General features: G+C 58.5%; 7 protein-coding genes. All 7 read left to right on the forward strand.

From position 1 onward, the window contains the following. Positions 1-3: 3 nt before the first annotated feature. Positions 4-6,213, forward strand: coding sequence for a PAS domain S-box protein (locus tag RCH93_RS10820; protein WP_306548417.1), 6,210 nt, complete (start codon positions 4-6; stop codon positions 6,211-6,213). 65 nt (positions 6,214-6,278) lie between these two features. Continuing rightward, positions 6,279-7,070, forward strand: a complete 792-nt coding sequence (locus RCH93_RS10825; protein WP_306548418.1) for an alpha/beta fold hydrolase — start codon at positions 6,279-6,281, stop codon at positions 7,068-7,070. Between the two features lie 237 nt (positions 7,071-7,307). Beyond that, entirely contained in the window at positions 7,308-8,543 is a 1,236-nt protein-coding gene (locus tag RCH93_RS10830; protein WP_306548419.1) for a NupC/NupG family nucleoside CNT transporter, read from the forward strand. A gap of 108 nt (positions 8,544-8,651) precedes the next feature. After that, positions 8,652-9,113, forward strand: coding sequence for a hypothetical protein (locus RCH93_RS10835; protein WP_306548420.1), 462 nt, complete (start codon positions 8,652-8,654; stop codon positions 9,111-9,113). A 207-nt stretch (positions 9,114-9,320) separates the two neighbouring features. Beyond that, a complete protein-coding gene (locus RCH93_RS10840) occupies positions 9,321-9,566 on the forward strand; it encodes a hypothetical protein (protein WP_306548422.1) in 246 nt (81 codons plus the stop codon). Positions 9,567-9,682: 116 nt separating this feature from the next. Then, complete coding sequence (gene rsgA, locus RCH93_RS10845) at positions 9,683-10,747, forward strand: ribosome small subunit-dependent GTPase A (RefSeq protein WP_306548423.1); 1,065 nt, start codon at positions 9,683-9,685, stop codon at positions 10,745-10,747. Between the two features lie 300 nt (positions 10,748-11,047). Further along, positions 11,048-12,067, forward strand: a complete 1,020-nt coding sequence (locus RCH93_RS10850) for an FIST signal transduction protein (protein WP_306548424.1) — start codon at positions 11,048-11,050, stop codon at positions 12,065-12,067. The last annotated feature ends 105 nt before the right edge of the window (positions 12,068-12,172 follow it).

Genomic DNA, 12,172 nt, shown 5'->3' on the forward strand with positions numbered 1-12,172 from the left:
ACCATGGCGTCCGATCCCACTGCCCTGTCCTGGACCGATTCTACCACGCCCCTGACCGCCATCGCCTCCCACCGGATTGCCGCTCTTGCTCCGGAAAACACCCTGCTCGAAGCAGTTCGCCTGCTGGCTCAGCTCCGGACCTCCTCCCTGCTGGTGCTCGACGCCGATCATCGTCCTCTGGGCATCCTCACCGAACGCTGCCTGCTGCAGGCGCTACACACGTCCACCCCGCCACAGACCATTCTCAGGGAGATCATGGCCACGCCGGTCACCGTCCCTGCCGACATCAGCTGTATGGCGGGCTATCAGCGCTGTCTGCGCGAGGATGTGCGCCACCTCGTTTTGGTTGACGAGGCGCAGCGGGCGGTGGCCGTGGTCAGCGAAACCGACTTTCGCCGCCATCTCGATCTCGATGTTCAGGTCGGGCAAACCCGGGTCTGCTCGATCATGAATCGTTCGTTTTTCACCCTGGAACCCGACGCCCCATTGCAGACCGCCTTGAAACGGATGCACTCCTGCATGACCGGGGTCGTCATCGTCGTCAATGATCATCACGTCCCGGTGGGCATCCTCACCGAGCGGGATCTGACCCGGCTCTATCTCGCAGACCTCCAGGAGAGGGACAACCGCACGCTGGCGCACGTCATGACCACGCCGGTGCGCACGGTGGCCATGGACGCCTCACTGGCGGAAGCAGCCGCAGCCATGATCGCTCACTGGGTCCGCCAGTATCCGGTGGTCGACCCGTCCGGAGCCTTGGTCGGTTTGCTCACCGCCCGAGAGTTGAACCAGGCCATGGCCTTCGCGCTCATGGAGACCTCGCTTGACCAGGAACAGGCCAACCTGCGCCAACTGCTCGAACAGGCGCCCTTTCCCCTGCTGATCACCCGAATCGACACCGGCCAGGTCTGCTACGTCAACACCAGGGCGGAAAATCAATTTCAAGTGACTAAGGAGGATTTGATCGACCAACCGGTGCTCCAATTTTACCGTGACCCCGATGATCGGAAGCGGCTGCTCGATCAACTCCGGCAGAAAGGGCATGTCTATGATCAGGAACTGATGCTTGCCGATACAAACGGCCGCCCCTTCACTGCGCTGATTTCTTCGTCGCTGATCGAGTACGACCATCAACCGGCCCTCCTCTCCGCCATCAACGACATCACCCAGCGCAAGCAAAACGAACAGGAACTGCTGTTCCGCAACATCCTCCTCACAACCCAGCAAGAGGCCTCGATCGACGGTATTCTGGTGGTCGACGAACACGACCAGGTTCTCTCCTTCAATCGCCGTTTTGCGGAAATGTGGCGGGTGCCGGACGAGATACTGCAATCCAGCCAGGACAGCACGCTGCTTGCCTTTGTCGCATCCCAGGTGAGCAATCACGACGCCTTTGTCCAACGCGTGCGCACCCTGTACAGCCAGCCGCGCCAAACCAGCCGCGAAACCATTCTGCTCACCGACAACCGCGTCTTTGACCGCTACACCGCACCCATGTTCGGCGACGATCAGCATTATTTCGGCCGGGTCTGGTTCTTCCGGGACATCACCGAACAGGAACAAGCCGCGCAACACCTCCGACATGAACGCGCCAAACTGCAGGGGTTGTTTCAAACCCTTCCCGAGCCGCTCTGGGTCAAAGATCCCGAGGGCCGCTATCTGATGTGCAACCCGGCCTTTGAACGGCTTTACGGGGCCAAGGCTGCGGATATCATCGGGAAGACTGACTATGATTTTGTGACCAAGGAACTGGCCGATTTCTTCCATTCCCACGACCAAAAGGCCGTGGCCCACGGCAAGCCGATGGTCAATGAAGAGTGGCTCGCGTTTGCCGACGGCAGCCAAAAAAGCCTCTGCGAGACCGTCAAGACTTCGTTGCAGGATGAAGACGGCGCCCTGATCGGGGTGCTGGGCCTGGCCCGCGACATCACTCAGCGCCGTCGCGAACAGCGCGACCTGCGTGAACGGATCAAGGAACAGCAATGCCTCTATCGCATCTTTGCGCTCACCGAGGACGTCACCGCCCCGTTTTCTGAACAACTGCAGCACGTTGTCGCGCAAATTTCTGCTGGTTGGCAGCACTCTGAAATCACCGAGGCCCGGATTGTGGTTGACGGAACCGCCTATGCCACCGCCGGATTCAGAGAAAGCGAATGGTTGCAGACCGTGGAGGCCACCACCCAGCAGAAAACAACCCTGCAATTGACGGTGGCCTATCTCGAATCCCGCCCTGCCGAGGACGAAGGCCCGTTCCTCGTCGAGGAACGCCAACTGGCCGAGGCCGTCATCCACCGTTTGGCCGAGGTGGCGGAGCGTCGCCACGCCCTTGCGTCAGTCGAAGCCCGGGATCAACTCATCGCCGCCATGTTCGCCCAAACCACCGACGCCATTGTCCTGGTGGATGCGCAAACCAACCAATTCGTTGATTTCAACACTGCCGCGCATACCGACCTGGGATACGCCAGTGAGGAATTTGCCAGGTTGCGGGTCGAGGACATCCAGGCGGAGCACTCGACAGAGCAGATTTCCGCTAACTGTCTCAACGCCGTCCTTGGAGAAAGAATCTCTTTTGAAACCCAACACCGGCATAAAAACGGCTCGTTGCGCGACGTCGCGCTGACGCTGCGCCCGATCACCCTGGGCGAGCGATCCCTGGTTTCCGCCGTCTGGCGGGATATTACCGAGCAAAAGGCCAGGGAGCGGGCCCTTGCCGAGAGCGAAAAACGCCTCAAGACCATCACCGATTCCGCCCTGGACGCCATCCTCATGCTCGATGACGCCGGCAACATTTCCTACTGGAATCCGGCCGCCGAGACCATCTTCGGCTACCAGTCCGAAGAAGCCCTGGGCAGAAACCTGCACCAGCTGATCGCCCTGCCGGCCCCCCATGCCGGACGTCAACCGGATTTTTCCCTGTTTCAGGAGGCAGGAGAGAGCCGGGCAATCGGCAAAACCATTGAACTTGCCGCCCGGCGCAAGGATGGAGCGAAAATAACCATTTCCCTGTCGCTGTCCTCGGTTCAGCTCAATGATCAGTGGCATGCGGTGGGGATCGTGCGCGACATTTCCGAGCTGAAACAGCATCAGGCCGCGCTGGAATCAGCCCTGGAAGAGGCCGAGACCGCCACTCGGGCCGCCAACGAGGTGCTGATTCACCTGGAAGAACTGGTCCAGGCCCGCACCGCCGAGCTGAATGCGGTCAACGAACAACTCCGCATCAGCGAAGAGCGCTACACCCTTGCCCTGGATGCCGCCACTGACGGCCTGTGGGACTGGAACATGGTCACCGGCGAGATGTACTGCAGCCCGGCCTATTACCGAATGCTGGGGTATGAACCGGGGGAATTGGCCGGCGAACAGACTTCCAGCGGCAGCCTGGTCCATCCCGACGACCGAGAGCGGGTGTTGGCAGCCGTGCGGCGGCTCCTGGCGGAGCAAGGCAGCATTGAGCTGGAATTCCGCATGACGGCAAAAAACGGCGAGACTGTTTGGGTCCTCAATCGGGGCAAGGTGGTGTCCAGAGCGCCGGACGGACGGCCGCTGCGGGCCGTCGGCATTCATACCGACCTGACATCCCGCAAACAGATCGAAACAGCTTTGCGCATCGCCGCCAAAGAACAACAGGCGATTTTCAACGCTGCGGGCATGGGCATTTTTCTCGTCCGAAATCGGGTTGTGATTCGCTGCAACCGCAAACTCGAGGAGTTTTTCGGATACGGCCCCGGTGAACTTTTGGGAAAATCCTCAGAACGGTGGTACCGAACCCATGAGGAGTATCTTCAATGGGGTCAGCGTATTGCAACCGACATCCAGACCTCGGGCGTATTCCAGGCCGAACTCCAATTACAACGCAAGGACGGCAGTCTGTTTTGGGTGCGGACCACGGCCCAGGCGTTGGATTACGCAGATCTTTCCAAAGGTCTGGTGGGGATGCTTGACGACATCACCCCGGAACGGGAAGCCTCTGAGGCGCTGCGCAGGGCCAAGGAAGAGGCTGAGGCCGCCACTCGGGCCAAATCGGAATTTCTAGCCAACATGAGCCATGAAATCCGCACGCCGCTGAACGCCATCCTCGGTTTTGCCCATCTGATGCAACACGATCCCCTGACGCCGCAGCAACGCAATCAACTGGGCAAACTGTCCAAAGCCTCCCGCCACCTGCTCCATGTGATCAACGACATCCTCGACATCTCCAAAATCGAGGCCAACAAGATGACCCTTGACATCGGTGATTTCGAGCCGGCGCGAGCCGTTGATCAGGTTTTCGGCATCATCTCGGACAAGGCGACGGCAAAAAATCTCCAACTCCTGGTCGATCTCGATCACATCCCCCTGATGGTGCGCGGCGACGGCGCCCGACTGGGCCAGATTCTGCTGAATTTGGTGGGAAATGCAGTCAAATTCACCGAACAGGGACAGGTGAAGCTGACCGCCCGCATCCTCCTCCAGGATTCCGACAGGATTATCCTGCGCTTTGAAGTCCGGGATACCGGCATCGGCATGACCGAGGACCAGGTTGCCCGGATTTTTCTCCCCTTTGAGCAGGCCGACAGCTCCACCACCCGGCGATACGGCGGCACCGGACTGGGCCTGGCCATCAGCAAACGGCTGACGGACCTAATGGGCGGGCGCATCGGCGTGGAGAGCCAATTGGGCGCGGGCACGCTGTTCTGGATAGAGCTGCCCTTCGCCCCCTCGACGCAGGCCCCGAAAGTGCGGGCGCAGAAAGAGGCCGTCAAAGGAAAGCGGGCCCTGGTGATCGACGACTCCCCCGAATCCCGTGAAATCATGACCTCCATGCTCGAAGAGATAGGGATGCACGCGCTCGCGACCGCTTCCGGAGAAGAGGGTCTGCGCAAGGTGCTTGAGGCTGATCGGGCCGGACAACCGTTTGCCCTGCTGGTGGTGGACTGGCGCCTGAGCGGCATCGACGGCATCAGCGCCATGGAACAGTTGCAAACCCTGGAACTCAGCAGCCGGCCGACCCTGCTCCTGGCGACGGCCTACAGTGACGACTTGCCCCGCAACCAGGCGGTCCGCGCCGGGATCAGCAAAATCATCACCAAACCGGTCACCCCTTCGATGCTTTTTGACGCCATTGTCGAAACGATTCTGCCCGCAGCACTTCCCCGGGAAGCTGATCGGGCGGAGGAACAGGCGCTCCACCGACAGAAAGGCGCCAAGATTCTCCTGGCTGAAGACAACCCCATCAACCAGGAAGTGGCGCAAATGCTGCTCGAATCCATGGGCATGGAGGTGACAGTGGCCGACAACGGGAAAGCGGCAGTCGACCTTGTCGAACAACAAGCGTTTGACCTGGTGTTCATGGACATGCAGATGCCGGTAATGGATGGGCTGGAGGCCACCCGGGCCATTCGCCGAACGCCTGGCCGGCAGAACACGCCCATCCTGGCAATGACCGCCAATGCCTTCAGCGAGGACCGGGAACACTGTCTCGAGGCGGGGATGAACGACCATCTCGCCAAACCGATCGAACTGCACAAGCTGCAGACCCTGCTGACCAGATGGCTGCCGGCGCCTCAGCAGCAACCCATGCCGGACATCCCAAGCAGCGAGCCGACGGATGCGCCGCCGGCGAACCGGTCCGACATCAGAGCCCAACTCCAGCGGATTGACGGCCTGGATGTCGCGACCAGCCTGCGGCGGCTGCTTGGCGATCATGAGGAGTATCTGCGGTTGCTGACCCAGTTTGTTCAACTCCACGGCGAGGATGGGCCCCTTCTCGCCGCTTCAGCGGAGGCAAAGGATTGGCGCAGCCTGCGGCATCAGGCCCATGCCCTCAAAGGAGCGGCAGGCGTCCTCGGCGCCTGGAACATCGCCCAACAGGCGGCGAATTTGGAACAACTGGTCCGGGAGCGCTGTGAAGAGGCGACCGTTCGTGCCCGGATCGACGAACTGCAACCCACCTTGCAGGCCTTGTGTCGTGCGATTACGCGGGTGGCGGCCAACAATCCGGTCGCCGAATGGGTCGCGCCAGTCGACCATCAGCAGGCGCTCCAGGCGCAACAAGCGCTGACGCAAATGGAAGCGCTGTTGGCGATTGAAGACAGCTCAGTCAACGACGTCCTGGCCGCACACCGGCCCCTGTTGCTGGCTGTCTTGGGCGCTCAGGCCCAGCTGCTTGGCAGCCAGATCGAATCCTTTGATTACGCCGACGCCCTGGCAACAATTCGCTCACTGCTGCACCCGTAGCCGACTGAACCTGGGGCAGGATGGGCGCCGCATCCGGCACGCCTGCTCCTTCACATGGTGAATGCATGTATTTTTACGCACAAGAAAACATTCCGCTGTACTATGAAGTGTTCGGCAAAGGGCCGCCTTTGCTCCTGATTGCAGGGCTGGCCTCCGATTCCCGCAGTTGGCAGCCCATCCTTTCGGGATTGCGCGATACAATCACTTTGATTGTCCCCGACAACAGGGGAGTCGGCCGCTCCTGTCAGGAATGCCCGCTCAGCATCGATCAGATTGCGGACGACTGCCATGCCCTGATTCGCTCTCTCGGGTTTGAGCGGGTCAACCTGCTCGGGCATTCCATGGGCGGCATGGCCGCCATGACCTATGCCGCCCGCTATCCTCAAGCCCTTGACAAGCTGGTGCTGGTGAGTGCCGCCGCTGAGAATTCAGCGCGCAACAATCTGCTCTTCAGCGATTGGGCGACGGCCTATGCAACAGGTTCCGACCGCGCCGCCTGGTTTCGGAACATTTTTTTCTGGATCTTTACGGAACGCTTTTTTAACGATCAACGGGCCGTGGATCTGGCTGTTCACGGCCTCCTGCACGACCCTTGGCCGCAATCGCCCCAGGCCTTCAGGCGCCAAGTCGAAGCAATAGCCGAATGGAACGGCGCCGACCTCCTCGGACAGATTGCCGCTCCGACCCGTGTCATAACCGGCGACAGGGATCTGCTCTTTCCCCTCGAAAACGCCTCCCGGCTTGTCCAGTTGATTGCCGATGCGCACTTGGTGGTGATTGAAGAAGCGGCGCATTCGATCCACATGGAACAGCCGCAAGCTTTCCTCCAGTCTGTGACAGATTTTCTGGCATCATGACCGTCGTCCAGAACCGCCCCTGCTCCGAAGTTTCTTCCACCGGAAAGCTGGCCGAAAGGATAATCTGCGACAACCGCGTCAAATGCACTTCTCGGGACAAGTGCGATCAACCGCTTCAGCGTGGCCGGCTCGAGGCCATGGCTCGAATCTTCAGGCAAGGGATCGGCTCATGAATACAAGGAACAGTCCGATGAACGTCGCCTTCCTGTTCCATTTTAATCTGGAGGATTGGGAGTAATGGCACAGGGGGCATTGGGAATCGTTGTTTTAATGGCGTTAGCCTGGTTAATAAGCGAAAATCGCCGGATTCAATCCTGGCGAATGATCCTGTCGGGCCTGGCCCTGCAGGCGGCGACAGCCGTACTCATGTTAAAGGCGCCGTTATTCCGAGAATTTTTTCTTAAACTGAACACCATAGTCCTTGCATTTCAAGAAGCGACAAAAGCCGGCACCTCGTTCGTGTTTGGTTACCTGGGAGGCGGCCCCTTGCCTTTTGCCGAGATTGCTCCAGGCGCTTCCTTTTCTCTTGCGTTCCAGGCATTGCCTTTGGTGCTTGTCATTGGAGCCCTCACAGCCTTGTTGTATTACTGGCGCATCCTGCCTCGAGTTGTTCAGGCCTTTTCCTGGGGGTTGCAGAAAACCATGGGCGTCGGCGGGGCGTTAGGCGTGGTGGCCTCGGGATGCATCTTTCTGGGAATGATCGAAGCGCCGTTGCTCATTCGCCCCTATCTGAACACAATGACTCGAAGCGAGTTGTTTGCCATGATGGTTACCGGGCTTTCCTGTATCGCCGGCACGATGCTGGTGCTCTACGCTTCAATCCTGCAAAACGTGGTGCCCGATGCATTCGGCCACATCTTGACCGCTTCCGTCATTCATGCTCCGGCGGCCCTTGTTCTGGCCTCGATTATCATCCCGGAAACGCGCCCCCAGACCATAGGCAACGAGATTGCGCCTCCAGAGGCGACGAGCGCCATGGACGCCTTGACCAAAGGAACATGGGACGGGTTACAGCTTCTTTTCAATATCGTGGCCATCTTGATCGTTTTTGTTTCCCTGGTGAAACTGGCCAACATTGGCCTTGGATTGTTGCCTGAGCTGTATGGCGCGCCGCTGACGCTGGAGCGCATTCTCGGCATTCTGATGGCGCCGGTTGTCTGGCTGATCGGCGTCCCGTGGGAAGAAGCGCGAACTGCCGGCGCCCTCATGGGGTCTAAGATTGTTCTCAACGAGCTTCTGGCCTATATCGAAATGGCGCAACTGCCGCAAGCAGCGCTTGGGGAAAAAAGCCGCATTATCATGACCTATGCCATGTGCAGCTTTGCCAATCTGGGCAGTTTGGGCATCCTCATTGGCGGGCTAGGCTCCCTCTGTCCGGAACGGCGGAATGAAATTGTTGGCATGGGCGTGAAAGCGCTGGTCGCCGGCATTCTGGCTTCGCTCATGACAGGGGCCATCGTCGGAATGTTGTAGCAATAGCCATCAATTGACTTTAAAAATGGTCAACCGGGAAAAGTAGCGCACTGCAATCCGTCAACACGGTCGTTCACCATCTCAACCCCCATTTCAGAGGAGCCCCCCATGATGCCCATGTCGCAGAACGAGAACGATGCCGCGTCGGTTGTGGAAACCGCTAAGAACATCGTCAGCCTGGTAGCCACCTGCATTGGTCTGATTGTTATCCTGATCGGGCTGAAATACGCCGTCGACATTTTTCAGCTCATTTTTGCCATCCTGGAATCGCCCTCGCAGCTGACCAGCGCCATCCAACAGACCGCCGGAAGCATCGGCGGCAGCGCCTTTGATCTCCGCCTGGAAGGCCGGTCCGTTCCCCTGGCCAACCTCATGGCCCTGGCGGTGTACTGCTGCGGCGCCTTGCTGATTGCCTGGCTGACCCTGGCCTTGATGCACACCGGCGCGAAAATCGTCTCGCTGACCGCCGGCGACCGCAGAGCCGTGAAGCAACTGCTCCAAAGCGCTTTTGGCCGCAGCCTGCAACCCAAGTCGCCCCCGGACGACTCCACCACCAGAAACTGCGGGTGATTCCGGCGAATTACATCTCAACGCTTGCGGGCGCACAACGCACATTCCCCTTTTTCGCCTCGACATCAAGAGCCAGCCATTTCGGCGGCAGCATCTTCCCGCATCGCCATCAGCGCCTGGGCATTGGCATTAGCATTAGTATGGGGGTATGGGCCCGGTCATTGGCGGGACAGGCGGGCCAATACACGCCCCCCCGCCGTCTGAGGAATGACGGTTCTGGGCACGATCAAAGACGGCATCCCGCAGCTCGGGGCCAAGGATCTCAAAACCAGCTGGTTTGACAATCAGGCGCCAGTCCCGGACGTGCTGGCCACCAATATCCTGCAGCAATTGCCCAAGAACGACGACCGGGCGCGAAACAATCCGCTCAAAACTCTGGGGGAACGCCATGACCTTCAGCAAACGCTGGCGCCGGATGGGTTGAGCCGGTATTTTGGGTTGCCAAGGCGCTGACTTCAAGGGAGGCGACAGCGGCCCTCGACATGGCACCACGCACGGGAACAGCGGTCGAGACGTCTGCAAACGCGCTGCGGCGCAGCAGGTTCCAACATACAACCCCACGGAGATGCATGGAAAATCAGCACGACACATTACTGGGTCTAGGCTGGAGCGACTGGTTTGAGCACCGGGCGGAATACAGACCAACCGAGGCCATCGCCCGGGTCGCGGCCGTTGATCGTGGTCAGTACCTGCTCGTTGACCCGACCGGCTCCTTCAGGGCCAAACTTGCCGGCGGGTGTTCGCACCGCCGTCTTGCCCATGAACTGCCGTGCGTGGGCGATTGGGTGCATGTCGAGCGGCAGCCGGACAACGACTTCGGGACAATCCACACAATTCTGGAACGAAGGACTGTGCTGCGCCGAAAGTCGGTGGGCAACGTCGTCGAATATCAGATGATAGCGGCGAACGTGGACTGCGTGGTCATCGTCCAGTCCTGCCAATTTGACTTCAATCTGAAGCGGTTGGAACGCTATCTTGTAATGGTGAAGGATGGCGGGGCAGAACCGTGCATCCTGCTGACCAAGACAGACCTGGCGGAGCCTGCTGTTCTGGCCGCGCAGTTGGCGGACATACAGGCGGCCGGCGTCATCGCGCCGGTGCTGACCTTGAGCAACGTGACGCAAGAGGGCGTGGATGCGTTTAAACGGCTGTTACATCCTGGAAAAACCTACTGCTTCGTGGGGTCGTCCGGGGTGGGCAAGAGCACGCTGATCAATGGCTTAATTGGCCGGGAGATGTTGGCAACCGGTGCGGTGAGCGGCACAGGCGAAGGGCGGCACACCACTGTCCGGCGCGAGCTGATTTGTCTTGCGGGAGGAGCCCTGGTTGTCGACAATCCAGGCATGCGGGAGTTTGGCGTTTTGGGGACGGAAAACAGCGTGCGCGACAGTTTTTCAGGCATTGTCGAGTTGGCGACTCGCTGCCGTTATCGCGACTGCAGCCATACGGGCGAGCCCGGATGCGCCGTGCTTGAGGCCGTGCATTCCGGCGAAATACGCCGGGAACAGGTTGAAAATTACCAAAAACTCCACGAAGAATCCGAATTTCATCAAATGTCCTATGCGGACAAGAGAAAGAAGGATCGGGATTTCGGCAAATACGTCAAGTCGGTGAAGAAAAACCTGAAAAATTGATTTTCTGCAACAGAACAAGACGTTGCCCCTTTCCGTTGCGAACAACGGACGGAACGTTTTATTCCGTTTCCAAATCAAGCGAAGCACGAGGCACAGCGCAAAACCTTGTCGAGAAGGTGTGTCGTCTCGACCGCAAAGGAGAGGTGGCGCAGTTCGTTCGAAAATAAAATTCACGACGATGAAATTTAGGCCTATCGCAAAAGGTTTAATTCCTATTTTTGTCCATTTCAAATAAAATTGAAAATAACGTGGCATCAAACATTAGATATTTATAAATCTTCTGTCAGGAGAGATAAATAGATGCAGATTCGAGTGGGTGTGGGCACAAGCAAGAATAAAGACAACGCCATCGAAGCGGGGCAAGAAGCTGCGAGGGAAGCACTTGTTGGTCTAGGAGAAGAGCAACCAGCACTTATCCTCGTTTTCACTACCCCTTGTTATGATCTTCAAGCGTTGATCACGGGTATCCGTTCCATTACTGGATCAACGCCACTCCTCGGCTGTACGACCTCCGGGGAAATCGTCCAAGGGGAATACATGGGGTTCGGCGCTGGAGTTGCTGTTATGGCAATGACTGCAGGGCCTTATCGGTTTGGCATCGCCTCTGCGGCTCACGTCAAAGGGAAGCTTGATCAAACTGGACAACATATCGTCAGGAAGAGCAAAGACTTGGCAGGTTCTAGTCCCCATGCGGCGGTCTTGCTTCTTGTCGATTGCCTTGCGGGTGATTTACAGGAATTGTTCCGAGGCGCCTATCGCGTTACTGGGCCTCGGGTGACCATCACCGGGGGAGCTGCCGGTGATGAATTGAAATTTGTGCGGACCTTTGTCTTTCACGACGATCAAGTGCTTGAAGGGGGCGCCGTCGCCCTGTGGATAGCGTCCGATCACCCTATTCCTGTCATCACCCGACATGGATGGGAGCCCATTGGTGTTCCGTTGCTTGTCACCCGAGCCGAAGGGACTGAAATCATTGAGCTGGGGGGGAAACCCGCGGCTATAGCCTATGAAGAACAGTTAGGCCTCACTCCCGGGCAACTTACGATCGATAATTTTTGGAGCACGTCCATCGTCCATCCCTTTGGGCTGCTTCAGTCCGACGGGTCATTTATCATTCGTGTGGCCCGGCATAAGACCGAACGGGGCTCACTGATGATTCAAGGTTGCGTTCCTCCGGTGGGTAGCGCTGTTCAGGTCATGACCAGCTCAACAGATGCCTTGCTGAATGTTGCCAATGAGGTCACCCGTGCTGTACTGGCCGCATATCCGCATTCTGGAGTAGTCCTCAATTTCAGTTGCGCCGCTAGGGCTGTCATATAAAGGCAAGAGTCGAAAAATTAGATAAGCTGGGGTGAGGAGAAGAGACGAAGTGTCAAAGGCATATAGCCTCTCGAAATGCGAAAATCTCTTCTCACCCTGGCGCCT

The sequence above is a fragment of the Desulfobulbus sp. genome (genome assembly GCF_030824455.1).
GTDB lineage: Bacteria > Desulfobacterota > Desulfobulbia > Desulfobulbales > Desulfobulbaceae > Desulfobulbus.

Bases quoted from the DNA above. Each gene is read 5' to 3' on its own strand.
- RCH93_RS10830 (WP_306548419.1), top strand. From the start codon at position 7,308: ATGGCACAGGGGGCATTGGGAATCGTTGTTTTAATGGCGTTAGCCTGG.
- RCH93_RS10835 (WP_306548420.1), top strand. From the start codon at position 8,652: ATGATGCCCATGTCGCAGAACGAGAACGATGCCGCGTCGGTTGTGGAA.
- RCH93_RS10840 (WP_306548422.1), top strand. From the start codon at position 9,321: ATGACGGTTCTGGGCACGATCAAAGACGGCATCCCGCAGCTCGGGGCC.
- RCH93_RS10820 (WP_306548417.1), top strand. From the start codon at position 4: ATGGCGTCCGATCCCACTGCCCTGTCCTGGACCGATTCTACCACGCCC.
- RCH93_RS10825 (WP_306548418.1), top strand. From the start codon at position 6,279: ATGTATTTTTACGCACAAGAAAACATTCCGCTGTACTATGAAGTGTTC.
- rsgA (WP_306548423.1), top strand. From the start codon at position 9,683: ATGGAAAATCAGCACGACACATTACTGGGTCTAGGCTGGAGCGACTGG.
- RCH93_RS10850 (WP_306548424.1), top strand. From the start codon at position 11,048: ATGCAGATTCGAGTGGGTGTGGGCACAAGCAAGAATAAAGACAACGCC.